The sequence below is a fragment of the Streptomyces sp. NRRL F-2580 genome (assembly GCF_000720115.1).
GTDB lineage: Bacteria > Actinomycetota > Actinomycetes > Streptomycetales > Streptomycetaceae > Streptomyces.
Map to the genome: position 1 here is coordinate 1 of NZ_JOIR01000040.1, position 25,345 is coordinate 25,345.

Annotated in this window: 20 protein-coding genes and 3 pseudogenes; 7 read left to right on the plus strand and 16 right to left on the minus strand. The window is 69.9% G+C overall.

Features of this window, described 5'->3' with window-relative positions; all coding sequences use genetic code 11:
• Window positions 1-187, plus strand: a pseudogene (locus IF88_RS41175) (PRC-barrel domain containing protein); the annotation flags it as partial.
• 67 nt (window positions 188-254) lie between these two features.
• Here the strand turns inward: IF88_RS41175 and IF88_RS0132605 are convergent.
• From IF88_RS0132605 to IF88_RS0132620, 4 genes and pseudogenes are all read right to left on the minus strand, one after another.
• A complete protein-coding gene (locus IF88_RS0132605) occupies window positions 255-1,535 on the minus strand; it encodes a peptide ligase PGM1-related protein (RefSeq protein ID WP_030720760.1) in 1,281 nt (426 codons plus the stop codon).
• 661 nt (window positions 1,536-2,196) lie between these two features.
• On the minus strand, window positions 2,197-3,243 hold the full coding sequence (locus IF88_RS0132610; RefSeq protein WP_030720769.1) for a fatty acid desaturase family protein: 1,047 nt from the start codon (window positions 3,241-3,243) through the stop codon (window positions 2,197-2,199).
• Window positions 3,244-4,182: 939 nt separating this feature from the next.
• Window positions 4,183-5,310: pseudogene (gene tal / locus IF88_RS0132615) on the minus strand (transaldolase); the annotation flags it as partial.
• Window positions 5,311-5,441: 131 nt separating this feature from the next.
• On the minus strand, window positions 5,442-5,771 hold the full coding sequence (locus IF88_RS0132620) for an STAS domain-containing protein (protein WP_267884541.1): 330 nt from the start codon (window positions 5,769-5,771) through the stop codon (window positions 5,442-5,444).
• A gap of 228 nt (window positions 5,772-5,999) precedes the next feature.
• Between IF88_RS0132620 and IF88_RS0132625 the strand changes: the two genes are divergently transcribed.
• The gene (locus IF88_RS0132625) at window positions 6,000-6,521 is read left to right on the plus strand and encodes an ATP-binding protein (RefSeq protein WP_078893285.1); all 522 of its coding nucleotides are present in this window, start codon (window positions 6,000-6,002) and stop codon (window positions 6,519-6,521) included.
• A gap of 258 nt (window positions 6,522-6,779) precedes the next feature.
• Window positions 6,780-8,027, plus strand: a complete 1,248-nt coding sequence (locus tag IF88_RS0132630) for a PP2C family protein-serine/threonine phosphatase (protein ID WP_030720782.1) — start codon at window positions 6,780-6,782, stop codon at window positions 8,025-8,027.
• 227 nt (window positions 8,028-8,254) lie between these two features.
• Here the strand turns inward: IF88_RS0132630 and IF88_RS0132635 are convergent, their stop codons facing one another.
• From IF88_RS0132635 to IF88_RS0132645, 3 genes are all read right to left on the minus strand, one after another.
• Window positions 8,255-8,923, minus strand: a complete 669-nt coding sequence (locus tag IF88_RS0132635) for a DUF3618 domain-containing protein (protein ID WP_030720785.1) — start codon at window positions 8,921-8,923, stop codon at window positions 8,255-8,257.
• Window positions 8,899-9,282, minus strand: a complete 384-nt coding sequence (locus IF88_RS0132640; protein WP_030720788.1) for a phage holin family protein — start codon at window positions 9,280-9,282, stop codon at window positions 8,899-8,901. The genes IF88_RS0132635 and IF88_RS0132640 overlap by 25 nt, the downstream gene beginning before the upstream one ends.
• Before the next feature lie 68 nt (window positions 9,283-9,350).
• Window positions 9,351-10,112 (minus strand): hypothetical protein, encoded by a 762-nt coding sequence (locus tag IF88_RS0132645; RefSeq protein WP_063754866.1) that lies wholly within the window; start codon window positions 10,110-10,112, stop codon window positions 9,351-9,353.
• Between the two features lie 552 nt (window positions 10,113-10,664).
• Here IF88_RS0132645 and IF88_RS0132650 point away from each other — a divergent pair.
• Entirely contained in the window at window positions 10,665-12,803 is a 2,139-nt protein-coding gene (locus IF88_RS0132650) for a catalase (RefSeq protein ID WP_030720794.1), read from the plus strand.
• 293 nt (window positions 12,804-13,096) lie between these two features.
• Here IF88_RS0132650 and IF88_RS0132655 read toward each other — a convergent pair whose 3' ends face one another.
• Together IF88_RS0132655 and IF88_RS0132660 are read right to left on the minus strand one after the other, a co-directional pair.
• Window positions 13,097-13,570 (minus strand): SPW repeat protein, encoded by a 474-nt coding sequence (locus tag IF88_RS0132655; RefSeq protein WP_030720797.1) that lies wholly within the window; start codon window positions 13,568-13,570, stop codon window positions 13,097-13,099.
• Window positions 13,571-13,694: 124 nt separating this feature from the next.
• Window positions 13,695-13,973 (minus strand): GlsB/YeaQ/YmgE family stress response membrane protein, encoded by a 279-nt coding sequence (locus tag IF88_RS0132660; protein ID WP_030720800.1) that lies wholly within the window; start codon window positions 13,971-13,973, stop codon window positions 13,695-13,697.
• Between the two features lie 199 nt (window positions 13,974-14,172).
• Here IF88_RS0132660 and IF88_RS49695 point away from each other — a divergent pair.
• Window positions 14,173-14,906 (plus strand): annotated as a pseudogene (locus IF88_RS49695) (IS630 family transposase); the annotation flags it as partial.
• Between the two features lie 41 nt (window positions 14,907-14,947).
• On the opposite strand, the gene IF88_RS0132670 reads toward IF88_RS49695, so the two are convergent.
• Together IF88_RS0132670 and IF88_RS0132675 are read right to left on the minus strand one after the other, a co-directional pair.
• Window positions 14,948-15,409, minus strand: coding sequence for a DUF4279 domain-containing protein (locus tag IF88_RS0132670; RefSeq protein WP_158754708.1), 462 nt, complete (start codon window positions 15,407-15,409; stop codon window positions 14,948-14,950).
• A 224-nt stretch (window positions 15,410-15,633) separates the two neighbouring features.
• Window positions 15,634-17,250 (minus strand): MFS transporter, encoded by a 1,617-nt coding sequence (locus IF88_RS0132675; protein ID WP_030720807.1) that lies wholly within the window; start codon window positions 17,248-17,250, stop codon window positions 15,634-15,636.
• A 217-nt stretch (window positions 17,251-17,467) separates the two neighbouring features.
• Here IF88_RS0132675 and IF88_RS0132680 point away from each other — a divergent pair, with 217 nt between their 5' ends.
• A complete protein-coding gene (locus tag IF88_RS0132680) occupies window positions 17,468-17,752 on the plus strand; it encodes a hypothetical protein (protein ID WP_030720810.1) in 285 nt (94 codons plus the stop codon).
• A gap of 310 nt (window positions 17,753-18,062) precedes the next feature.
• Here the strand turns inward: IF88_RS0132680 and araD are convergent, their stop codons facing one another.
• Window positions 18,063-18,800 (minus strand): L-ribulose-5-phosphate 4-epimerase AraD, encoded by a 738-nt coding sequence (gene araD / locus IF88_RS0132685; RefSeq protein ID WP_030720813.1) that lies wholly within the window; start codon window positions 18,798-18,800, stop codon window positions 18,063-18,065.
• 320 nt (window positions 18,801-19,120) lie between these two features.
• Here araD and IF88_RS0132690 point away from each other — a divergent pair, with 320 nt between their 5' ends.
• Window positions 19,121-20,197 carry a LacI family DNA-binding transcriptional regulator gene (locus IF88_RS0132690; protein ID WP_420711020.1) on the plus strand — a complete coding sequence of 359 codons (1,077 nt, stop codon included), beginning with the start codon at window positions 19,121-19,123 and terminating at the stop codon, window positions 20,195-20,197.
• 73 nt (window positions 20,198-20,270) lie between these two features.
• Here IF88_RS0132690 and IF88_RS0132695 read toward each other — a convergent pair whose 3' ends face one another.
• From IF88_RS0132695 to IF88_RS0132710, 4 genes are all read right to left on the minus strand, one after another.
• Window positions 20,271-21,395 (minus strand): aldose epimerase family protein, encoded by a 1,125-nt coding sequence (locus IF88_RS0132695; RefSeq protein ID WP_078893287.1) that lies wholly within the window; start codon window positions 21,393-21,395, stop codon window positions 20,271-20,273.
• A 106-nt stretch (window positions 21,396-21,501) separates the two neighbouring features.
• A complete protein-coding gene (gene yjfF, locus IF88_RS0132700; protein WP_030720823.1) occupies window positions 21,502-22,524 on the minus strand; it encodes a galactofuranose ABC transporter, permease protein YjfF in 1,023 nt (340 codons plus the stop codon).
• The gene (locus IF88_RS0132705; protein ID WP_234323772.1) at window positions 22,521-23,660 is read right to left on the minus strand and encodes an ABC transporter permease; all 1,140 of its coding nucleotides are present in this window, start codon (window positions 23,658-23,660) and stop codon (window positions 22,521-22,523) included. Before IF88_RS0132705 ends, yjfF begins: the two co-directional genes overlap by 4 nt.
• A complete protein-coding gene (locus IF88_RS0132710) occupies window positions 23,657-25,216 on the minus strand; it encodes a sugar ABC transporter ATP-binding protein (RefSeq protein WP_030720829.1) in 1,560 nt (519 codons plus the stop codon). Before IF88_RS0132710 ends, IF88_RS0132705 begins: the two co-directional genes overlap by 4 nt.
• Between the last annotated feature and the right edge of the window lie 129 nt (window positions 25,217-25,345).

Consider the following 25,345-nt stretch of genomic DNA (forward strand, 5'->3'; position numbering starts at 1 on the left):
GCTCCCGGCCAGCACGGTCGTCAAGGTCGACCCGGACGACGAGAAGATCTTCGTCGACCGCACCAAGGAACAGATCAAGAACGCCCCCGAGTTCCACCGGGACAAGCACCTCGGCGACACCGGCTACCGCGAAGAGCTCGGCACCTACTACGGCACCGGCGCCCCCTTCGGCGGCCGCCCCGCCTGATCGCACCCCCGTACGACGACGCCGGTCCCGGCACCCCCTGGGTGCCGGGACCGGCGTCATGGTGGGGTCAGCCACCCTCGAATTCGAGGACCTCGGCCAAGGCGGTCTCCTGCTCCTCAACGTCCCCAGCACTCCTGGCAATCACCGCGTACCGCCAGGAGCGGCCGTCGGGCGGTGCGTCCGCGTAGAGGACCACGCCCTCGCCGCGATCCGGGTCGAAGGCGAGGCGGGAAGCGCGCAGCCGGGCGAGCACCTCGTCGAAGTCCATGGGAGTCCGTGTCCAGCCCTTCGACACCGACCATGCCGGGTGTGGGTTGGCAGAACCCTCAGTCAGCCGGGTGACCATGGCGTGGGGTGTGGTGGTGGCCGTACGGCGGATGTTGCTCTCACTCGCGTACGCGACGCCGTCCGTGTCCACCAGCGCGTCGAGCCCGAAGGGCCCGGCGTAGCCGTGGTCGGCCAGGTAGCGGCCCAGGGCCGTCCCCCACTCCTCCAGCTCGCCGGCCACGTGCACGCAGGACGGCGGCAGCGGAGAGGCGTATCCCGTGAAAGAGCCCTGAACCGTGCGCATCGCTCCGCTGAAGATCGCACGTGTCCCGGAGGCGGCCACCTCCACCTGCACACTGACCGACCCGGCCACGTCGAGGTGTTCCTCCACCACCCACAGGCCCTCGGGCCCACCGACCGTATCGAGCGGCACGCCCGCCCCACTCCTCAGGTCATCGCGGGACACGAAGCGCATCCCGTGTCCTCCGGCCGAACGGTCGGGCTTCACCACAACCCGCTCGTGGTCCCGCAGGAGATCGCGCACCACGCCTTCCACCTCCGGGCGCCGGCACATCCGCCCCGCAGGCAGCCGCATGCCCAGTTGCTCAGCCGTCTCGCGGAAGCCGGTCTTCGTGTTGAGCAGCATGGTCGTCGTCAGGGCGGCCTCTGCGGCTTCGACCGTGGGGTACGGGTGGACGTCGATGCCGATGTCCCGGGCGAATGCGATCGCCGACGCGTCCAGCGCCGTCGGCAACAGCGCCGCACCCCGGTCACCGGCGAGCGCCCGGACGTATTCGACGAGGCCGGCCTCGCGCACGGCCCGGGCCAGCGGAACGGCTCCGGCGGGCGGCACCTCGATCACCGCCACCGATTCCGGGGGCACCCCCGTCAGGTCGTACACGTACCGCAGGAACTCCCGGCTCAGCGGCACGGGAGTGACGAACACGTCCCCCGGCCGAAGCAGCCACGCCTTCCGCGGCGCCTGCTGGGCCCACGTCGTCAGGATCTGACCCTCGTCGAGATCCACCGCCAAGTCCGAGAGGAAGTTCGCGAACACAACGATCGGGCCCGTCTCAGTCACCGCTCTGCTCCTCCTGTCGCCGCACGGCCGTCCACGGTCAGGCTGCCTGGGATGACCCGCTCAACCCATTCCGGGCGCGGCCGGGCGCACAACGGGGAGCCGCAGGGCCCGGCGCGTCCGAGCAGACCAGGGAGGCAGGTCAGGGAAACCGTTCCCCCGCCTCGGGGCCGGCCCCCCGCCACTCCACAAAGTCAGGGTCGCGGCGAGAAAGGCTCGGACATCGGCTGAGCGGTGTGCCATGCCGATGGCAACGCCGTCATAGCGGACACGTCGCCGGCCCTGCTGGTCGGGCGGGTAGATGATCAGCTTGGCGGACATGGGCCCAGCCTCTGCCGCACCAAGCTCATTGGCACCCCTTCACGTCCAAACGGGTGACCTTCACCGGGCTGCTGTCGCCCTGGGCGCCGTGCACGGTCGGGGTCCACGCCAAACCGCCCGCTCGACGTCCTCGATCTCACCGCGCACGGGCGATTCGCCTTCCGCGGCGTCGAGTACGGACAGCGCCCAGTAGCGGTCGACGAGGCCGGGAAGACCTGTTCCACTTCCAGGCCGGTCATCTCGGTCTCGGCGATATCGACGGGGTGGCCGTTCAGCGGTCGCAGCCTGCCCGAGGCCGGGGTGGAACGGTGTCCCGCGTCCCGGTCGGGGTTCGTGGCGGCAGTCAGGTGGTCTCCGGCGCTCTGAGAGGGGCTCCGGCCGCATGGAGGCTGGCGAGGGTCTGCCGGTAGGAGTTGACCAGGCTGGTCTCCGAGTAGCTGACCCCGAGCTCCTGGCAGTACCCGCGGACGATGGTCTGGGCCCTGCGCAGGTGGGGGCTGGGCATGCTCGGGAAGAGGTGGTGCTCGATCTGGTAGTTGAGACCGCCGAGGACGATGTCGGTGAACCGGCCGCCTCGTACGTCTCGGGAGGTCAGGACCTGGCGTCTCAGGAAGTCGGGCCGCTCGTCACCCCGCAGGACCGGCATGCCTTTGTGGTTCGGGGCGAAGATCGAGCCGAGGTAGACGCCGAAGAGGCACTGGTGGACGAGGAGGAACACGACCGCTTTGCCGGGTGGCAGCACCAGGAACAGCGCGCCGAGGTAGGCGACGATGTGCACCGCGAGCAGAGCGCCCTCCCACATGCGGTGCTTGAGCGAGCGGTCGAACAGCGACCGCACCCCGGACACGTGCAGGTTGAACCCCTCCAGGGTGAGCAGCGGGAAGAAGAGGAACGCCTGCGAGCGGCCGAGCAGCCGCGGCAGTCCCCTGGCCGCGCGGGCTTGGTCCTGCGTCCAGACAAGGATGTCCGGGTCAAGGTCGGGATCGAGGTCCTCGTGGTTGGGGTTGGCGTGGTGCCGTGTGTGCTTGTCCTGCCACCAGCCGTATCCCATGCCGATGCCGAAGTTGCCGGCGATGCGCCCGGACACCTCGCTGGCCTTGCGCAGTCGGAACACCTGCCGGTGGGCCAGGTCGTGCGCGAGCAGGGCCACCTGCCCGAACACGAAGGCAAGGAACGCAGCCGCCGGCAGCGTCCACCAGCTGTCGCCGATCAGGAAGAAGGCCGTCCACCCGGCCGCGTACAGGGCCGTCACGGCCGCGACGCGCAGTGCGTAGTACCCGGGGCGCCGGGCCATGAGACCCGCCTCCTGGATCTTCCGGGAGAGTCGGGCGAAGTCGCTCCCCGAATCCGCCCGTACGGGAGGGGGGCGCACCGACTGGGAGGAATTCATGATCAAGAGTCGCTTTCCCTAGTCCGTCTCGGAGGAGCGGCCCCGGCACGCGCGGAACGCCCTGGGCCGGGGCCCACCCGGCTCGCGGGTGACGCTCCCCGTCGTACTGCGCATACCCGGGATATCGACATTGACGTACTCCCCGCCCCGCGCCTTCGTCCCGGCCTCGGGCGAGCGGACGCCGGCCCGGGACGCCGACCGGGCCGGCACGGTGACGCTACCGAGGCGGAGCCCCTGTCGGCAGTCCTCTGCCCGCTACTCGCACTCGTCCCGCGGGCTGCGCGGTACCGGTGCGGGCCCCGGTGTGATCCAGGGGCCTCAGAGACGGCGCAGCCCGGGCGCCGCGCCTACACGGAGGGGGCGTCCACCCGGCCTCGCATGGCAGAAGCGGCGGCTTCGGGGTTACCGCGTGCCGGAGGGTCGAGGGCGCAGTGCCTGAGTGATTGCCGCGGTGCGCAGCTCCTCCAACAGCACGAGTTGCTTCTCGGCGCGGTCCGCCAGGGCGTCCAGGTGCTTGGTGGAAATGCGTTCGTCGGTGTCGGCGAGGTTCCTCAGGGTCCGCCAGCAGGCCTTCTTGCCCTGGACGCCGAGGAGCATGGACTCTGCTTCCAGGACGTCGCTGAGGGGCGAGCGGGTAAGAAGGTGGCCATTGGTCTTGAGGCGGCCCGCCTTCTCCGCGAGCCAGCCCATGGCCGCCTTGGAGTGGCTGATCGGGACCTCCAGATCGGTCATGATCTGTGCCAGCGAGTCACGGTCCTCATCGGCCTGACGGGTCAGTTCGGTCAGTACCGTGTCCGCCTCTGCGCTCGTCTGCGCCTTTGCGGCGCGCCGGAAGAGTTCCAGGCCCCCGGTAGCGGCGGAGTAATGGTCGTTGAGGTAGATCGCGAGCAGCTGGGCGCTTTCGGACCCTCCATGCCGGCTCCCGTTGTCGTCGCAGGTGTCTACGGCTTCGGGGTTCATCTCTCGCTCCACCGAGGCGCCGAGCTCCTGCCAGCTGTCCTCGAACTTGGTGAGTCCTTCGCGTTCCAGGGTGTCGGTGACGTCGGTGATGTCGACGCCCGCCTGTCGCAGCGCCTTGAGGTGGGCGGCGGCGGCCGCGTAGTCGTTCGCCGTCGGCGGGTGGGCGGGGAGCGTGCCGTGGTCTGCGAACGCGGCCAGGGTGGCGCTCGGCATGGTGTTCACGGTGCCCGGGATGACGAGTTGGCTGACATACATCGTGTCGGGGTAGGACGGGTCCTTCACCCCGGTGGATGCCCACAAGGGTCGCTGGACTCGGGCCCCCGCCGCAGCGAGGCGCTGCCAACGCGGCTCCGCGGTCATCTGTTCGTACGCCTGATATGCCAGGCGGGCGTTGGCGACCGCAGCCTTGCCCTTGAGTGCCAGGGCCTCTGGGGTGCCGAGGGCGTTGAGGCGGCGGTCGACCTCGCTGTCGACGCGGGAGACGAAGAATGAGGCGACCGAGTGGATGTCCGACGGATCGCGTCCCGCTGCCTGAGCCTGTTCCAGACCGGCCTGGTAGGCGTCCATCACGTCGCGGTAGCGGTCCAGGGAGAAGATCAGCGTGACGTTGACGCTGATGCCCTCGGCGATGACGGCGGTGATCGCCTTGAGCCCCTTGCGCGTGGCCGGGATCTTGACGAGCAGATTCGGCCGGTCGACTGTTTGCCACAGCTTTCGGGCCTGGACGGTGGTGGCGTCGGCGTCCTGCGCCAGGCGCGGGTCGACCTCGATGGAGACCCGTCCGTCGATGCCGCCGGTGCGCTGATGGACGGGGGCGAGGACCTCGCAGCCGCTTCGTACGTCGTCGGTGGTCAGGGCGAAGACCGCGTCGTCGACGCTGGTTCCCGCGTCGCCGAGGCGGCGTAGCTGCTCGGTGTAGCGGTCGCCCTTGGACAGGGCGGAGGCGAAGATCGTGGGGTTGGTCGTGACCCCCACCACGTGCTTTTCCGCGATCAGCTCGATGAGCCCTCCACCGGCCAGGAGCTCGCGGGACAGGTCGTCGAGCCAGACCGCCACTCCGGCCGCGGACAGCGCTGCAAGGGGGGCGGTGCCGGCGGGAACAGACATGTGAGACCTCCAGATGGTGCGGCGCCGCTCGCGCTGAGTTGCTTCTCGCCCGACGGGCGGGCTTGCCGGCGGCACTCGACACCGTGGTTCCCTTCGCGCATGCCCGCCCTGCCCGGCTGCAAGCGCGAACGTCAGGGGGTGAGGCAGGGGCGCAGGGTGAAGAGGCTGCGGGTGCCGGTGAGGTCGAGGACGCGCAGTGCCTGGCACGGGACGCCGCACAAGTGCAGCACGCCGTGCTCGGCGCGGGCGCGGTTGCGCAGGGTGAGGAGCATGTTGAGGCCGCTGGAGTCCATGTGGGTCACGGCCGACAGGTCGAGGGCAAGGGTCTGACCCTTCAGGGCCAGGGCGTCGGTGGCTCGGGTGACGTAGGGGCAGGTGGTCATGTCGAGTTCGCCTGCCAGCGTCACGACCGTCACGTCGGGTTGCACACTGACATCGAGGTCAAGCCTGATGGGGAGCATCACTGGCCCGCCGTTCGGGGATCGAAGCCCATTACGGTCGGCTCCCGGCGTGCGCGGAGGAGGCCGTCAAGCGTGCGGCCGTCGGAAGGCCACTCACAGCCGAGCGAGACCACCCGTACCGCCGGTCACCTTCAGGCGTGCGGGGTCTCCCACCAGACCAGGCTGGTTCCCCCGAGCGTGTCATGCCGACGCCGGGAACACCAGACCGCCCCATCCGCCCGGCCGCGGATGCGCCCGGGACCGTGCCGCAGCCATCCTCTGTCGCATCTGTCTGCACTCGGCAGACTGTGTCGCGGTTTCCGTTCGCGTACCGGGGCATCCGCCAGACAGGCACACCGGGCGAAGGAGGAACAGGTGACCACAGCCGTCCTGGACCAGTCCCTGTCTCGTACTGGCTTGCCTGGAGCAGCAGCTCGTGAGGCCACCCGTGCCTTCCTTGCGCGCGCGGCCCGTCTACGGGCGCCCGTCAAGGACGGGAGCATGGACGACGTGCTCCTGGTGGTGGCCGAGCTCGTTGCCAATGCGATCCGGCACACCGACGGCCCCTCTTCCCTGCACCTGGAACTGCTCGATGACGCCGTCGATGTCTGCGTCTCCGACCCCAGCCCCCGGCCGCCCGAGCCCAGGACCCCTCGCACGGACGGGACCGGCGGGTGGGGATGGTTCATGATTCAGCGCCTCGCAACCCACGTCCGGATCAGACCAGCAGTCGGTGGCGGCAAGATCATCTGCGCGAAACTCCCCTGGTAGCGGTGTCGGAGCGGCCTGTAGCCGACCCTGGCCGAGCCGACTCCTGGACTTGTTGCCGCGCAGGCTGCGGGATCTCCGGTCTCCCGGGGGTCTCGTGGTGCAATGTGACGGGTCGACGCCGCCTTGGCGCGGGTCTTTCCCGATCCGGGACGAGTCCCGGCCGCCATCACGCGATAAGGGGTCGTTGTGACCGCAAGAGAGCCGGACGACGGGCAGGCCTCTCGTCACCCCGTGAGCGGGAGCCGACGGGGCCTGGCGATGACGTTGGCGGAGACGTTGGAGGCTGCGGAGGCCGCGGCGCCCGTGGAGTCGCTCGATGTGGTCGCGCGCATGCTCAAGGAGCACCTTGGGGCCGCTTCGGTATCCTTCTTGATCACTGACTTCACTGGCGGTTCGGTCGTACGGCTGGGGGCTGCGGGCAGCGTCGAGACAGATGAGCCGGCCCAGCGCATCCGGCTGCGGGGCACCCTGTACGACGATGTGATCCGCAGCCAGCGACCGCAGGTGGAGGACAGGGGCGACGGCGAGCTGGTGCGGGTCGTCGCCCCGGTGACCAACCGCGGGGATGCCATCGGGCTCCTGGAGCTGTTCCTGCCCGGCGCTCCGGGCGCGGAAGTGATGCGGGAGATCGGTGAGACCGCGCACGCGCTGGCGTACATCGTCATCGCGAACCGGTCCCATACCGATGTGTACCAATGGGGCCGGCGCACCAAGGCGCTGAGTCTGGCCGCGGAGATCCAGCACCGGCTGCTCCCGGCGTCGCTGGCGTGTGAGGCGGCCCAGTTCGCGGTCGCAGGTGCCCTGGAACCGGCCGACCACGTCGGGGGCGACACCTTCGACTACGTGATCGACCGGGATACGGTCCAGCTCTCCGTCACCGACGCCATGGGCCACGACGTCGACGCCGCGCTGCTGGCCACCCTCGTCGTGGGCGCCCTGCGGCGGGCGCGGCGGGCGGGCGTCGACCTCGGGGAGCAGGCCCGCCAGGCTGACCAGGCCATGCGCGATCACGGCCGCAGCGGTTACGTCACCGGTCAGCTCCTGCGCATCAGCCTGCTCGACGGCCGGACCGAGTTCGTCAACGCCAGGCATCCCTGGCCGCTTCGGATGCGCGACGGGCAGGTACAAGAGATCGTTCCCGAAATCGATCGACCGTTCGGCCTCAATGTCCATGGATCGTTGGCCGGCACCTACCGGGTGCAGACGCTGGACCTGCGGCCGGGTGACCGACTGGTGATGCTGACGGACGGCATGCTGGAGCGCAACGCCGCGAATCTCGACCTGCCGGACCTGATCCTGCGCACCCGCGCCCTGCATCCCCGCGAAGCCGCCCGAACCCTCATCGGGGCGATCGTGGACGCTGGTAACGGCCATCTGGACGACGATGCGACCGTCATGTGCCTGGACTGGCGCGGCGTCGGCAACTCCCAGCGTGACGCGGCTACCGGCGCCGACCTCGCCGATGCCTCACGACCGTCGACCGGACAGCTCTACCCGGGCGCGTAGGGGGCGGCAGGCTCATCGGGCGTTGGCTATCCCCGAATCTGTCTTGCGGCCACCGAGTACGCCCCTCGTTCGCCGTCAAATGCGGTGAACGGGCCTAAGACCGTGCGACGGGCAAGTCATTGCGTCCAGGCAGTCACGGCTGTCCTCGGGTGCCGGGATGCTCTGAGGGGCCACAGTGGAACGCCCCCGTGCCATCTACACGGGGGCGCCCTGTCTTGTCGGATGGCCTAGATCGGGGGCCGCTGACCGGCGGAGTTGCCGCGTGCCTCACCGGCTGCTTCCTGCCCGACGTGGCGGAGTTCGTCGGCGGTTTCCCGGCCGGCGTGCTGCGCGTGCTCGGTCGTGGTGGAGACCGCTTCCTGAGCGGTGCCCTTCACCGATTCGACGGCTTCGGCGACCGGCTCCTTCAGCTCGTCGCGGACCTCCTCGGCGGCGTGCATGGCGGTCTGCTTGACCGGTTCCAGCAGCTCATCGGAGTGCTCGCGCAGTTGCTGCCCCGCGCGCTCCTCGACCTCGGTGGTCGGCAGGAGGGCGGCTGCGAGCATGCCGGCGCCGAAGGCCATCAGCCCTGCGGCGAGCGGGCTGCCCTGCGTCTGGCGCTTGATCTGCGCCGGGGCCTGCTGAGCGCCCTCCTGCACGCTTCCTGCGATCTGCTGGGCCGTCTCCGTCACGCTGTCCGCCGCTTGGTGGATGCCTCCGGAGGTTCCGTGCGCAGCATCCTGTGCTGTGCCCATGACTCGCTCCTTCACTCCGCTCGCCCGATGGCGCATCGAGTCGACTTTGCGCTGGGCTACCTTGCTCGGGGTCATCCTGTCCGCCAGGAGGTCGACGTTGCGCGCGAGGTGCGCGCGCCGGTATTCCACATCGGTCCTCAGCTCGTCGGGTGTCGTGCCCATCGCGCGTCCTCCTTCAAGGTCTCCACGGTCTGTTCGGGCTTGAGGTTCACGGTGCGCAGGCGCTTGCGGCCCATCACGTAGAGCACCCCGCCCACGATGGCCCACAGCGCGGTGACGATCAGGGCCGCCCAGGCCGGGTCCATCAGATTGGCGAGGGCGAAGACGACGGTCAGGCTGGCGAAGAGGAGCACGACGTGTCCGGCGTAGCCCGCTCCGCCCAGCATGCCGACCGCCTTGCCCGCCTTGGCGGACTCCTGCTTGATCTCGGCCTTCGCCAGTTCGATCTCGGTGCGGACCAGTTGGGACACGTCCTGACCGATCTCGCCGATCAGATCACCGATCGAGGCATCGGACGGCATTGACGGCGGGGGCGGGGGCGGGGGTGGAGCCGGGGCCGTCGGTCGCTCGTGGGAGGAGAGGGCCATGCTCAGATCCCTCCCCCGGGCCGCTGCCCGCCGCCGGTGGGCGGCTCGCTCGCCGGCGGATAGGCCGGCGGGGCAGGGGTGACCTGTGGCCGCTGAGACTGCCCGTCGGGGTCGGGAGGATCCCCGATGCCGGCGGGTACACCGCTGCGGCCGGGGTGGGATCCCGCCACCGGTCCTGTGTCACCCGAAGAGGCGGGCAGCCGGGTGGTGGAAGAGGCGTTGGTACGGTCGGCGCGGGCTGCCGAGGGGGTGCCGGCAGACCCGGCCGCGCTGACGCTCTTCCCGGCCCGTGCAACGACGAAGCCCGCGAGGGCCGCGCCCGCCAGGAAGACTCCCGGGCGGCGGCGGGCGAAACTCTGCAAGTCGCCAACCAGCCCCTCGGGGCCTCGCTTCTCGACATGGGCGGCGATCTGCTGCCCGCCGTCGGCTATCTGCCGGGCGACGTCCGCCATGGTGGAGTCGGGCTTGCCATTCTCGCCGAGTTCCCGTAGCTCCTGGGACAGCCGGCGTACGTTCTCCGCCAGCCTTTGCGTCTGGGTCTGCGCCTGGTCCGTCAGTTGGGTGCGCAGTTCCCCCACGAGGTCCCGAGCCTGCGCGGTGGCCTCGCCGACGACATTGGCCGCCTGGTCCTTGGCCGTGCCGCCCACCTCGGCGGCCTTGTTGCCGACCAGCGAAGCGCTCTCGCTGGCCTTTTCCTGCACCGTGTGCGCTACGGCCGTCGTGTTGCTCTCGTCCTGACGGCGCGCATTCTGGAAGTCACTCAAGGCTCCTCCTCATGAATGGCGATCGTGCGTTCAGGAGGCGCCTGCCCGCCTTTCGAGGTCTCACCCCGATCGGCGCAGAGGATGCCATTTCGCTCAGCTGCTGGTCGGCGCGTGCGATACGAGCTGTGCGGTGGCCTGTCCCTGCCGGCCCGCATTGGCGTGGTACTCCTCGCGGGCTTCCACGGACGTGTGAAAGATCAGCCGTGCTCTTTCGTGCGCCGGCCGCAGTCCGTACGCCGAACGGTGTCGCGCAGGTCGAGGAAGCAGGAGGGGTCAGACGGAGTTTTCAGGGCGCGACCAGGGCTGAGCGCCTCGCACAGGGCACGGCACGGGCCAGGTAGGCGGCTGCTGCGTCGTCGGTGCAAGGTCCAGGAGAGCCGGGTCCCTCAGCACGGGCATGCCGGCGGTCAGCGGGCCGGTCTGGTCGGACGCCGGTCAGCGGGTCTCGCCGTCTTGGGCGTCGGTCACAGGTCCGGACAGGCTAGTCCCCGTTTCCGAACGCATGGTCTCGGGTCACAGGTGTAGGGCCTGTCCCCTGTGTCTGGAGATGTGATGTCCGAGAAGAATCCGGTCAAGGCAGTTACCGACAAGATCGCCGGCGCCTTGCACGGCGACGCCGCGCCGGCCGACGGACCGGAGGACGGCGTCCCCGGTAAGCCCGCTCCGGTCTCCCCGCAGCTGGTGGAGCCGACCGAGCCGGTGCATCCGCTGCCGCCGAAAGCGGATCAGAGCGGCCCGGAGACGGTCAGTCCGACCGGGCAGCCCACCGGCGCGGATCAGGCCCGGGCCGCGCAGAGCGGGGCATACCTGACGACCGCGCAGGGCGTACGTCTGCCCGACACGGACCACTCGCTGAAGGCCGGCCCCCGGGGGCCGGTGCTGCTGCAGGACCACCACCTGCGTGAAAAGATCATGCACTTCGACCACGAGCGGATCCCCGAGCGTGTGGTCCACGCCCGCGGCTCGGCCGCGCACGGCGTCTTCCAGTCCTACGGCACCGCGCAAGCGGTCACCAAGGCCGCGTTCCTCGCGCGGGACACCGAAACGCCGGTGTTCGTTCGGTTCTCCACGGTGCTCGGCTCGCGCGGCTCCGCCGACACCGTGCGCGACACCCGCGGCTTCGCCACGAAGTTCTACACCGAGGAAGGCGTCTTCGACCTGGTCGGAAACAACATTCCGGTCTTCTTCATCCAGGACGCGATCAAGTTCCCCGACATCATCCACGCCGGCAAGCCGCATCCGGACCGCGAGATCCCGCAGGCCCAGAGCGCGCACGACACGTTCTGGGACTTCGTCTCCCAGCTGGGCGTGCACTCCCTCGTCTGGGAGGAGGCGCAGATCCTCGCCGGGGTGGATCCCGACTTCCACCGCCGGGACCTCTTCGACGCCATCGAGTCCGGTGCGTTCCCGCAGTGGGAGCTGGGCATCCAGACCTTCCCCGACACCGCCGAGCAGATGTTCGAGGGCATCGATCTCCTCGACCCGACGAAGATCGTCCCGGAGGAGCTCGCGCCGGTGAAGCCGGTCGGGCTGCTGACGCTGAACGCGAATCCGTCGAACTTCTTCGCCGAGGTCGAGCAGGTCGCCTTCCACACCGGACACCTCGTCCCGGGCATCGACGCGACCGACGACCCGCTGCTGGCCGGACGGATGTTCTCCTACCTGGACACCCAGCTCACCCGGCTCGGCGGCCCCAACTTCCCGCAGATCCCGATCAACCGCACCCACGCACCGGTCAACGACATGCTCCGTGACGGCTTCCACCAGACCGCCGTGCACCGGGGCGTGGCCCCCTACAAGCCCAACAGCCTCGACGGCGGCTGCCCCTTCTACGCGGGCACCGACACGGGCACGTTCACCGGCGCGTTCATCGAGGTACCCGTCGAGGTACCGGCCGGACGCAAGGTCCGCGAAGCGCCCGCCTCGTTCGCCGACCACTTCTCCCAGGCGCGCCTGTTCTGGCTCAGCATGAGCCCGGTCGAGCGCGAGCACATCATCGCCGCCTATACGTTCGAACTGGCCAAGTGCTACGAGCAGGCCATCAAGGAACGCGCCCTCGGCGTACTCGCCAACATCGACCCCGAGCTGTGCGCCCAGGTCGCGGCCGGACTGGGCCTGCCCGCGCCGGCCGCCACCGAGCCGCTCGCCGACGCCCGCCCCAGCCCCGCCCTGTCCCAGGTTGGCCGCACCTGGCCGCTGGACGGACGCGTCATCGGCATCGTCACCGGGCAGGCCATGGACATGGTCGGCGTGAACGGGGTGCGCCAGGCCATTCTCGACGCCGGGATGGTGCCGCTGGTCGTGGCGGCGGCCGGCGGAGTGCTGGGCACCGGCGACGACACGGTGACGGTCCAGCGCACCTTCGCCACCGCCCGCTCGGTCGAATTCGACGCGCTGGTCTTCGCGGGCGTGCCCGGAGCGGGCGCCGACGCCTACGGGGCCCGCGACGCCAAGGCCGGAGCCCCCAGGCCGCCCGTCAGCGACCCCCGAGTCCTGGCTCTGCTCACCGAGGCCTACCAGCACGGCAAGGCCCTCATCGGCTTGGGCGGGGCCGAAGCCCTCTTCGAGGCCGCCGGGATCTCGGTCGGCGAGGCCGGCGTCGTCGTCAGCGACGGCGCCCAGGGAATGCGCCAGCTCATGGAACTGCTCGCAGCGCACCGTGTCTGGGAACGCTTCCCCGCCGCCGTGTGAGACCCCGTCCCCGCCGCGGACGCACCCTCTCGGGAGCGACCGCGGCGGGGAGATGCCTGAGTCGGAGGTACGGCCTGGAGCAGCTCGGCGTGGTTGCTCAGCGGTCGAGCACGTGCGCACCGTCCCGCCCGGAGGCGGGGGGTGCTGCCGACAGGGGCGGGAGGCGGCGCGTGTGACGGCTGCCGCTCTGCCCACAGTCGGCAGCGCTACGGGGCCAGGAGCAGCGAAACCCCAGCGCTCCTCCAAGCTCTGTCTTGCATACGCCTGGGCTCGCGACCCTGGGGATTGGGTTGTCAGCGCGTTCCGGGCATGGGACGACGCGTTCCGGGGTCGCGGCGGTTGGTGCCGTCGTCACGGGCCGCGGAGGCCGCGGCGAGGGCGAGGAGGGTGGCGATGACGCCGGTGATGAGGTTGCTGGTGATCGACCGGGTGTGGGCGACGTCGCCGGCGACGACCCAGGGGGCGACGCAGGTCCAGATGCCGATGGCGGCCGCGGCCCAGGCCATCGAGTGGGTTCGCTCGTAGGAGTTGCCGAGACCGCCGAGCAGGAGCATGTAGGCGATACCGGCGATGAGGTTGGTGACGGCCAGAGTGGTGAAGCCGTTGAAGCCGACTATCCAGGGGGATGCGGCGAGGTAGAGGCCCGTGAGCAGGGCAAGGGCTTCGACCATCTGGGCGCGGGGCGTGGCGGCCGCGCGGTCGTGCCGGGCACGCAGCTCCACCAGGTCGGGGTGCTCTTCGATGGGTGCGCGATGGGTTGACGCCATGATGACCTCCAGAGAAGGAGTGGTGACCCGCATCTACCCATAAATAGGACATAAACCCTGCGCTCAGCGGAACGGCTCCGCCCTCGGGGGGGGAGCCGTTCCGTCTGGGACAGAGCCGGGCCGCTCAGGCGCGACGGTGGTTTCGCTTGTTGCCCGTGACCAGTCGGTAGACGACGAGGAGAATCACGGAGCCGATGATGGCGGCGATCCAAGTGGAGAGATCGAAGAAGCCGTCGATGGAGTCGACGCCGAAGATGACCTTGCCCAGCCAGCCGCCGAGCAGGCCGCCCGCGATGCCGATCAGCATGGTGATGATGATCCCGCCCGGGTCCTTGCCGGGCATCAGCGCCTTGGCGATGAGGCCCGCGAGCAATCCGATCAAGATCCAAGCGATGATGCCCATGCGCTCCTCCTACCTCGATGAATAAAGTCGGTGTTAACGCTCGTCTTCACCGCTCCGAGACTTCCAAACGCCGGGACCTCTTGATCATTCGCCAGCGGCCAGGACGGCTCGTCGACTCGTCGACTGGTTGCCACGCACCTCGATCCCGGCATCGTTCCCGTTGGTCCGCGCTGAAGCGGACACCGCCGCCGTTGCCCGCGGTCGCCTGTTCCACGTCTCCTACACGGTCGAGGACACCTGGCAGCTGCTGAAGCGGCACGGCTGGTCGTGGCAGCAGCCCACCCGGCGGGCTATCGAGCGTGACGACGAGGCAGTTGAGGTCTGGAGGAAGGAGGCCTGGCCGCGGGTAAGAGCACCGCGGCGGAGGGCGGAGCCCGGATCGTCTTCGAGGACGAGGCCGGGCAGTCGATGACTCCGCCGCGTGCCAGAACCTGGGGCCGGATCGGCCAAACCCCCGTCGTTCGAGTGCGGGGCCGGGGCTCCGGACGGGTGTCGATGGCGGGCATGACCTGATACAAACCCGGCCAGCGGTCCCGGCTGATCTATTCGAGCCGCGAGTACCGGGGCCGCAAGGACGAACCGAAGGGCTTCGGATGGCGGGACTTCCGTGACCTGATCGTCCGCGCCCGTATCCAGCTCGGTGGCCCGATCGTGCGGGTCTGGGACAACGTCCGGCTCCACCTGACGGCGGGCATGCGGGAGTTCATCGACGCGAACGCCGAGTGGCTCACCGCGTTCCAGCTGCCCACCTATGCTCCCGATCTGAACCCGCAGAAGGGCATCTGGTCGCTGGTCAAGCGCGACCTCGGCAACCTCGCCGCGGCGGACCTGGGCCAGATCGCCTGGACCGTGAAGCACCGGCTCAAACGGATTCAGTACCGCCCGGACCTGGTCGACGGCTGCCTCACCGGAACCGGCCTCACCCTCGTGTGAAAGCCGAGACCGCATCGGATCAGCGCGACCGGAGCCGGTCGTCATCCCGGAGTAGCCGTTGCCGCTGACTCGGGCGGATAGAGGTCGAGCACGATGTCAAGCCCCAGCGCGCCGACCTCCGCCAACAGGCCGGCCGGCAGGACACAGCATCCCTGGCCGCTCTCGCTGCCAAAGCCAAGAAGCAGCTCCAGGTCACAGTCGGCGGACAGGTGCACCAGCTCCTCGCGACACCTGTCGACGAGTCCGACCAGCGCTCGGACGTGATCCGCAAGCTCGCTGTCGTTGCACAGTCCGCTCCGTCGGATCCAGACACTGCTCTGCCGTCGAGCACTGGACGGATTGCGAGGACTCATCAGGCTGCCCCGCTCGAACTGCTCGTCGGCTGTGATCCCCAGGCGAACCGAGATCCCGCTGGCGCTGACCGCGCGGCTCGTGATCCGGATCGATCCGGCCGACCACTTCGTGACCGGCGCAACCGGCTGCATCGTCAAGTCCTCTGGCACGTACTCACGATCGCAGGCCGGCCCGCAGCACGCGAACGTATTCCTCGGGCTCCCACATGCGCGGTCCACAAGAGCGACATCACGAGTTCGAGTTCAGTAGCCGGACTGCGAGGTTTTCGACCTGCCACGCCGTCCAGGTCGTCTCTTTCGGATCTTGTCGGCCGAGCCCGCGGTGTCTGGTGCCGTGCATGGCAAGGCGAAGGGGCGTGCCGCGTACTGGACACCTAGGGCTGTGTCGAGCGGGGCTGGGTCGTCGGGATGCGGTGGGTGAAGAACATCGCGAGCAGGGCAGCGAGGGCGAGGATGGCGAGCGCGGCCTGGAGGCCGTCGAGTCGTGCCGCGGCGTTCGCGTCCAGCGCGCCCTGGGCCACCTCGCTGCTGGTGCCGGCTTCGTCGAGGGCCGTCTTGAGCTGCGCGTCCGACAGGAACTGTGCGCCGCTTTGGATCTTGACGGTCGCCTGGCTCTTGACGCTGTCCGGGATCCCCGGATTCTGCTCGACGGTGGTCAGGAAGGAGGAGGCGAGCGCGGCGATCATGACCGATCCGGCGAGTGCCGTACCGATCGAGGCACCCAGGTTGGTGACGGCGTTCTGGACGCCGCCGACCTCCGCGCTCTTCTCTTCCGGCACCGCGGACACGGTGACCGACCCCAGCTGGGACGCCAGCGCGCCCATCCCGAGCCCGATCAGCAGGAGCGGGACGGTGACGACCTCCGCACCGGCGCCGGCATCGAGCGCGGCCATCAGTACGACCGCGCCCGCGAGCAGCGCGAGGACCCCCAGCCGTACCACCCGCCGCGGAGAGACGTCCGGGAGGAAGCGGGGGATCAGGACCGCGGCCGCCAGCAGTGTCACCGACAGCGGCAGCAGACGGGCACCGGTCTGCAGTGCGGACAGGCCGAGGGCGACCGACAGGTAGAGCGGTACGACGAAGAACACGCCCATCTGCACCAGGTACTGGAAGAAGAACATGGTCAGCCCGCCGGTGAGCTGCTTGTTCTGCAGCAGCGCCGGGTCGATGAGCGGGTCCCTGCCCCGTTCCGCGAGACGGGCCTCCCAGCGCAGGAAGACCCAGATCAGCAGCAGACCTGCCAGCATCAGCCACACGACCAGGGAGATCCCGAGCCACGAGGGCGCGTCGGGCTTCGGCTGGAACCACCCCCATTCGTCGGAGCGGAGCACCCCGTAGACGAAGAGTCCGAGCCCGAGCGCGGACAGCACGGCGCCGACGAGATCGATGCGCTTGCGTTCGCCGACCGGGGCGTCGGCGATGCGGCGGGCCAGCACGAGGATGCCGAGCACCACCAGCACCTCACCGGCGAAGACCCACCGCCAGGAGAAGTACGTCGTCGCCACACCGCCGATGAGCGGCCCGACCGCGATCGCCACCGCTCCTGCCGCCGCGACGAGTCCGTAGGCGGCGGGGCGGCGTTCAGGGACGAAGTTGCCGGCCACCAGCGCCACGATCGCGGGCAGGATGAGCGCCGCCCCGAGGCCTTCAAGGAGCGCCCAGCCGAGCAGGAGTACCGGCAGGTTCGGTGCGAGGGCCGTGGTGAGGGAGCCGGCCCCGTAGATGCAGCAGCCGATCAGGAACGCGCGTTTGCGGCCGATCAGCGCCCCGACCTTGCCGCCGGGAATCATGAACATCGCCATCACGAGGGTGTAGGCGGTGATCGCGCCCTGGATGCCCGACACCGTCGTGCCCACGTCCTCGGCCACCGTCGCGATCGAGACGTTCATGACCGAGCTGTCGAGAGCCATCAGGAACTGGCCGGCCGAGAGCGTCAGCAAGACGACCCGCGCTTTCGCCGAACTCTCGACAGAGCCTGTCCTTGATGCCATGGGCGCGATCGTCCCAGCAAACCCGGCGGACAAACCCGCGACCCGCCACAGACCAACCGATTGGCGGACTGTCATGGTTCATGCAGAACAACCCCGACGTTCTCCTCCCGAGCACGTGCGGGAACCGTCGTGTCGGTACTGGGGCGAACCATCCAAACTGTCAGCGTCGGCATCCGAGGAGTCCCAGGCGCATGGCGTCCAAGACGCTCGCCCGAGGATGGGCACCTTCTCCAAGGACTGCGAGCACCCCGCGTCCCGGTGGGCGAAGTGCCCGCACTTCTACACGGTCCGGAACAGAGGCCCCGGCGGGAATCAGGTCGAAGACTCGGGCTTCCTGGACCAGGACAAGGCCGTCGCGCGACTGACCAGTGCCTACGACGCGAAGGCGGCCCCGGCGAGCCAGGCGAAGAGCAAGCGCATCGAGAAGTACGGTCAGTTGCGGTTCCGGGAGTACACCGCCGAGTGGGGCGCGGTGCCGGGGACGACGTGTTCCGACTCGTAGTGGAATTGATGAGCGGCTGCGGCCTACCGATGAATGTCCGGGCGCCGGTGGGGGAAGTCGAGCGCGGCCGGACCATACCGACCGTCTGAGGCCTCCCTCCCCCGCTGGCGCTGCGGGCGCCCGGTGGCCTGCCGCAGGGCACGGCCGCTGGAGCGCCTGGCCGTCTGCGGCGACCTGCGGCATTCCTCCTCGCCGACCCCATCAAGCAAGTGAGCCGCGTCGCCGGATGCGCAAGAGATCCCGCTGTCTTCCGAGCCGCGACAGTCGGACGGTCTGGCCGGATCATGCGCCGCCGAGGCGGTGCGCGGCCTCAGTTGCCCGGGGCGGGAGGGGTGTTGCCGTAGTAGGCGTCCGGTCCGTGCTTACGGGTGAAGTGCCGCTCCAGCAGATGCCTCGGTGGTTCGGAGGCGTCCCCGAGGCGGGACCCCAGCGCCAGCGTGTGCAGCGCCATCTCCGCCACGGCCTCGCAGACGATGGCGTTCTCCAGCGCGGCCTTCGCGGTGGGGCCCCAGGTGAAGGGGCCGTGCCGTGAGACGAGTGCTCCGGGGACCTCTTCGGCCCGGCGGGGATCGCCGTCGAGCCGGGCGACGATCACCTGTCCGGTGTTGTACTCGTAGTCCTTCGCGCACTGCTCGGCGGTGAGGTCCGCCGTCACGGGAACGGGCCCGTTGAAGGTGTCGGCGTGCGTCGTCCCGAGCACGGGGATCGGGCAGCGTGCCTGGGCGAAGGCGACGGCGTGCGTCGAGTGTGTGTGGGTCACGCCGCCGATGGAGGGGAAGGCCCGGTACAGGCACCGATGGGTTTCGGTGTCGGTGGACGGCCTGAGGTGTCCGTCGACGACCCGCCCGTCCTCCAGCGCCACCGCCACCAGATCCTCCTCGGTGAGGTCGGCGTAGGAGACCCCGGACGGCTTGATGACGAATATTCCGGCGTCTCGGTCCACTCCGCTGACGTTTCCCCAGGTGAGGGTGGCCAGGCCGGCCTGCGGGATGCGCAGGTTGGCCGCGAGGACCTCGCGCCGGAGGTCCTTGAGGAGGGTCACGCTCACTACGCTCTCACCGTCTCTCCGACATGCGCGGCGGTTTCTCCGGAGCCGGCGTCCGGCAGGCCCCGCGGTCGCGCATGGGTGGGCTGGACTGATCGGGGGCCGCACCAGGCATCGCGGCCGCGCCACTGCGACTACTCCGACAAATTGTGAGCGCTAACAAGCAACATTCTCAAGAGGTTACGAGAAGATTTCTCCCCACAACATGCCTTCAGCGCTGCATAATGTGAACGCCAACATCGATGGCTAGGCAACAATCTCCCGATCGGTCCGAGATGTGTGCGGGCCGCGGCCGGTTCGGTACCTTGAGGGAAGGCCGCTCGATGAGGAAAGGAAGAGAGTTGACCCAGCTCCCAGACGTCTCGCGGGCGCCCACGATGACGGACGTCGCACGCGTCGCCGGCGTGTCCCACCAGACCGTTTCACGGGTGCTCAGCGACCACCCGAACGTCAGCGCCAAGACCCGGGCCGCGGTGACGCAGGTCATCGAGCAGCTGGGGTACCGCCGTAACTCGGCAGCCCGGGCCCTGGCCACTCGCCGGACCCACACGCTGGGCGTCATCGCGGTGAACACCACGCTGCACGGGCCCGCCAGCACCGTGGCGGGAGTGCAGGAGGCGGCTCGGGACCGCGGGTATCTGACGTCCGCCGTCACATTGCGGACCGCCACGCAGACAGCCCTCGCCGAAGCCATGCAGCACCTCGCGGGCTGGGGCGTGGAGGGGATCGTCGCCGTCACTCCCCAGCGCGACGCGGTGAGGGCCCTGGCGGCCTTGGAGGCACCGTGCCCGGTGGTCACCGTGGAAGGCGGCCACACGCTGGACCTGCCAGGGGTGTCGCTGGACCAGAACCTCGGCGCTCGCATGATCACGGAACACCTTCTCGCGTCGGGCCACGCCACCGTGTGGCATGTCGCGGGCCCTCCCGACTGGCTCGAGAGCGAGGCCCGCACGCAGGGGTGGGAGGACGCGCTCCGAGAGGCCGGCGCGGAGGTGCCGCCCCCGCTGCGCGGCGACTGGAGTCCACTGTCGGGATACCAGGCCGGCCAGCAGCTCGCGGGCCGGGTCCGGGCGTCGCGGGGGCGGGGAGCGGGCCTCACCGCGGTGTTCGTCGCCAACGACCAGATGGCCCTCGGTGTCCTGCGGGCCCTGCGGGAAGCGGGTCTGCGCACGCCGGAGGACGTGGCGGTCGCCGGCTTCGACGACATCCCCGAGGCGGAGTTCTTCCCACCCCCGCTGACGACGATCCGTCAGGACTTCGCCTCGATCGGCCGCGACAGCATCGGGCTGCTCCTGGACCACATCGAAGGCCGCACTGCTGAATCGACGCACCTGGTGGTGGCGCCCGAGCTCATCGTGCGCGCCAGTACGGCCCGCAGGATCGCTCCCCCCGGCGCATGACCCCCACCGCCCGGGGATTTCGCCCTCCCCGGGGGTAGCGTTGCCCGGACGGTGGATACGGCCGCCGCCCCTCTCAGGCGGTGGCCGTGGTGAAGCTGTGGATCGTGGTGGACCGGTACAGCTCACCCGGGCGCAGGAGGACCGTCGGGTAGTCGGGGCGGTTCGGGGAGTCCGGGAAGTGCTGGGTTTCCAGCGCGACCCCCGCGTAGGCACGGTACGGCTCACCTCCCTTGCCCGTGATGTCACCGGTCAGGCCTTGGGCGGTATAGACCTGGATGCCCGGCTCCGTGGTGCGCACCTCCATACGGCGCCCGGATGCGGGGGCGTACAGCACGGCGGCCTTCCGAGGACTGGCTCGCCGGGCGCCGTCGAGGACCCAGTTGTGATCGAAGCCGCCGCCGGCGAGAGCCAGTTGCGCATCCGTATGGGTCAGGACGTCGGAGAGCCGCCGGGGCCGGCGGAGGTCGAACGGCGTGCCGCTGACCGAGCGGTGATGGCCGTCGGGGATCAGCTCGGCGTCTACGGGGGTGTAGAGGGGGGCCGCTACCTGGAGGTGGTGGGACAGGACGTCTCCGCGCCCCTCCCCTTCGAGGTTCCAGTAGGCGTGGTTGGTGAGGTTGACGATCGTCGGCGCGTCGGCGAGCGCCTGGTACGACAGGGTCAGGTTGTCGTCCCGGTCCAGCGTGTAGGTGACGCGGACGTTGAGGGCACCGGGGAATCCCTGGTCGCCGTCGGGGCTGTGCAGGAAGAGGCGGACACCGGTGCGGTGCGTGGAGTGGAAGGGTTCGCACCGCCACACGCGCTGGTCGAACCCGTCGGGACCGCCGTGCAGCGTGTGCCCGGTCTCCTGGGTGGCGAGCCGGTGGGTGACGCCGTCGACGACGAGCCGGCCGCCCGCGATGCGGTTGGCGTAACGGCCCACCGTGGCACCGAAGTAGCGTGCGGAGCCCTCGACGGCGGCGGGGTCGCGGGCGGCGAGCACCACATCGGCCGTGTGGCCCCAGCGGTCCGGCAGGATCAGAGAACGGAGGCGGGCGCCGCGCGTGTGGACCTCCGCGCGGGCCCGGCCGGGGAAGCCGAAACGCCACCTCTCCCCCGTCCCTTCATCGGCCAGGCGCAGGGGACGGCCCGCCTGCGGACAGGCGGCGGTCTGCCCGGGCTCAGCGGCCTGGTGGGTGGATTCACGTGCGTGTTCCATGGCGGTGTTCCTGGAAGTCGGTCCGTCGGAGGGCGTGCCGGGAAGCACGAGGTGATCGCGGCACGCGAACGCGGTGGCACGGGCTGATGGGCAGCGGAGCCGGGAGTCAGTCGGCGGCGGGGCGGCGTCCGCTCATCAGGCGTTGCAGCACGATGAACACGAGCAGCAGGGCGCCGATGACGATGCGGGTCCACCAGGAGCTGAGGGTGCCCTGGAAGTTGACGACCGTCTGGATCATGCCGAGGACGAGCACGCCGAGGGCGGTGCCCAGGACGAAGCCGGAGCCGCCCGTCAGCAGCGTGCCGCCGATCACGGTGGCGGCGATCGCGTCGAGTTCCATGCCCATGGCGTGGAGGGCGTAGCCGGAGAGCATGTAGAAGGTGAGCAGCAGGCCGCCGAGTGCGGAGCACAGACCACTGACGGCGTACACGGCGATCTTGGTCGAGCCGACCGGGAGACCCATCAGGCGTGCGGAGGACTCGTTGCCGCCGAGCGCGTACACGTTGCGGCCGAAGCGCGTGTGGTGCAGTACGACGAAGGCGATCACCAGCACGGCCAGGGCGATGACCACCGGGACCGAGACGAACAGTCCTCCGGGGCCGTACAGCCGGGTCTGCGCGATGCCAGCCGTGGTGGGGTCGCTGATCGTGATGGATTCGGTGCTGATCGTGTAGCAGAGCCCGCGGGCGAGGAACATGCCGGCCAGGGTGACGATGAACGGCTGGATCTCGAAGGTGTGGATGATCCAGCCCATGAGCGTCCCGCTCGCGGCGCCGACCAGCAGCACCAGGGGAATGACGGTGGCCAGGGGCCAGCCGTGCGACTCGACCAGCCAGGCGGTGAGCATGGTCGACAGGGCCACCATGGAGCCGACGGACAGATCGATGCCGCCGGTGAGGATGACGAAGGTCGCCCCGACCGCGACGACCAGGAGGAATCCGTTGTCGATCAGCAGGTTGAGCACGACCTGCGCGGAGAGGAAGCCCTCGTAGCGCACCGATCCGACGCTGAACATGACGGCCAGCAGGACGGCCGTGACGATCAGTGGGATACGGGTGCGGGTGCGCGGGGACACGGTCGCGAAGGGGCGGGTGAGGGCCGCGGCGGCGCCCGCGATGCCGGTACTCATGCGGGTACCTCCTGCTGCGGGGCGGCGCCCGCCGTGGTGTGGGATCGGTCGGTGGTCGCCGCGCGGCGGCGCAGCACCTTGGCCCGGAAGACCGGGGACTGCACGAGGCAGACGACGATGACGACGACGGCCTTGAAGACGAGGGTGGTCTCGGGTGGGACGCCGAGGGTGTAGACGGTGGTGGACAGGGTCTGGATGATCAGGGCCCCCAGGACGGTGCCGCCGAAGGAGAAGCGACCTCCGGTCAGGGCGGTGCCGCCGACGACGACGGCGAGGATCGCGTCGAGCTCGATCCACAGGCCGGCGTTGTTGCCGTCGGCGCTGGAGACGTTGGAGCTGATCATCAGCCCGGCGACGGCGGCGAACAGCGCGCTGAAGACGTAGACCAGGACGAGCAGACCGCCGGCGCGGATGCCGACCAGGCGGCTGGCGGCGGGGTTGCCGCCCACGGACTCGATGAGCATGCCCAGTGCGCTGCGACGCGTGACGAAGGCGGTGAGCGCGACGAGGGCGGTCGCCAGGAGGACGGCGAACGGGAAGGTCAGCCAGTAGCCGCCGCCGATCATCTTGTAGGGGGCGCTGGTCACGGTGATGATCTGGCCGTCGGTGATCAGCTGGGCGACGCCGCGGCCCGCGACCATCAGGATCAGGGTGGCCACGATGGGCTGCACTCCCAGCCCGGACACCAGGAAGCCGTTGGCGAGGCCCAGCATGAGGGCGACGCCGAGCGCGAGGGCGACGGCGGTGAGCATGGTGGCGACGCTGCCGGGATGTGCGGCGGTGGAGATGTGCCCGCAGGCGAGGGCTCCGGCGATGGCGACGGTGGAACCCACCGAGAGGTCGATGCCGCGGGTGGCGATGACGAGGGTCATGCCGAGCGCCACCAGGGTGAGGGGCGCGCCGAACTGGAGGATGTCGATGAGGCTGCCGTAGAGGTGGCCGTCGCGTACGCGGACGGAGAAGAAGTCGTGGTGGAACGCGAGGTTGCCGAGGAGCAGGGCCAGCAGGATGAGCGTGGGCCACAGGAGGCGGTGGCCGGCCAGTCGTCTCCCGATTCCGCCGGCCGCCCCGGAGCTGGACGTAGAGCGGTGCTTGGAGGTGGACGTGGGCGTGGACGTGTCAGGTTGGGGAGTCATGAGTCCGCTCCGGTGGCGATGGCCGTGAGGATGCGTTCGGGCGTGACGCTGTCGTTGTTCGTGAGGGTGGCCACCACTCGGTGGTCGCGGAGCACGGCGATGTGGTGGCTCAGGCGCAGCACCTCTTCGAGTTCCGCCGAGATGAACAGCACGGCGGTGCCTTCGCTCGCCAGGCGGGCCACGAGTTTCTGGACCTCCGCCTTGGCCCCGATGTCGATGCCCCGGGTGGGTTCGTCGAGGATCAGGAGCCGGGGTGCGGTCAGCAGCCAACGCGCGAGGAGGACCTTCTGCTGATTGCCTCCGCTGAGGTGGCGTACCTGCGCTTCGGGGTCGGCGGGGCGGATGTCCAGGGCTTCGATCCAGTGCCGTGCCAGTTCGTCCTGCTTCGCACGGGCCAGCGGCCTGGTCCAGCCGCGGGCGGCCTGCAGAGCCAGGACGATGTTCTCGCGGACAGTAAGCTCGCCCACCAGCCCCTCCGACTTGCGGTTCTCGGAGCAGAACGCGATGCCGCGGGCGATGGCGTGCCGGGGGGTGCGCAGGAGTACCTTCTCGCCCTCGATGCTCACTTCTCCGCCGTCCGCGCTGTCCGCGCCGAACAGGAGGCGCGCCGCCTCGGTGCGGCCCGATCCCAGGAGGCCTGCCAGTCCGATGACCTCGCCGGCATGGACGTCGAGGTCGTACGGCTCGATCGAGCCCGTGCGGGTCAGTTGTCGGGCCCGGAGGAACGGCTCGCTGGTCGCCCGCCCGGCCGCTTCCTCGCGGGCACGGCCGGACAGCTGGTCCAGGGTGGCCAGTTCTCCGCCGATCATGCGCTGGACCAGGGTGATCGGAGTGAGTTCCCCGATGGGGTACTCACCTTCCAGACGGCCGTTGCGCAGGATGGTGACGCGGTCGCAGAGGTCGAACACCTGGTCGAGGAAGTGCGTGACGAACAGGATGGCCACACCGCGGTCCCGCAGACGCCGCACCAGGGCGAAGAGCTGGGCGACTTCCTCGCGGTCCAGGCTGGAGGTGGGTTCGTCCAGCACGAGCACCTTCGCCGAGACGTCCACCGCCCGGACGATGGCGACCAGCTGCTGCACCGCCAGGGAGTGCGATCCGAGCAGACTGGCGACGTCCAGGTGGAGGTCCAGTTCCGTCAGCAGCTCCGCCGCCCGCTGCCGCATCGCGGACCAGTGGATGAGGCCGAGCCGGCGCGGTTCGCGCCCGATGAGGATGTTCTCGGCGACCGAGATGTTCGGGCAGAGGTTGACCTCCTGGTAGACGGTGCTGATTCCGGCCCGCTGGGCCTGGAGGGGGCCTGCGAACGCATGGGGCCGGCCGTCGACGAGGATGGCGCCGCCGTCGGCGGGGTGGACACCGGTGAGCACCTTGATCAAGGTGGACTTCCCGGCGCCGTTCTCGCCCATCAGGGCGTGCACCTCGCCGGGGAAGAGCCGCAGGGCGACTCCGTCGAGGGCGAGCACGCCCGGGAACTGCTTGCGGATGTCCTGGGCTTCCAGGACCGGCCGCGGGCCTCCGGCGTCCGTGGGCCGCGGGGTGGAAGGGGATGCCATCCGCCCTCCTCTCATGGGTGGGGTGGTGGAACGGGCTCCGGACGGGGTGAAGGAGGCACCTGGCGCTGCGGCCGGACGGTTAGGGGGCATCTGGTGGATCAGGCCGGGCTCGCGGGGACACCTCCCGGC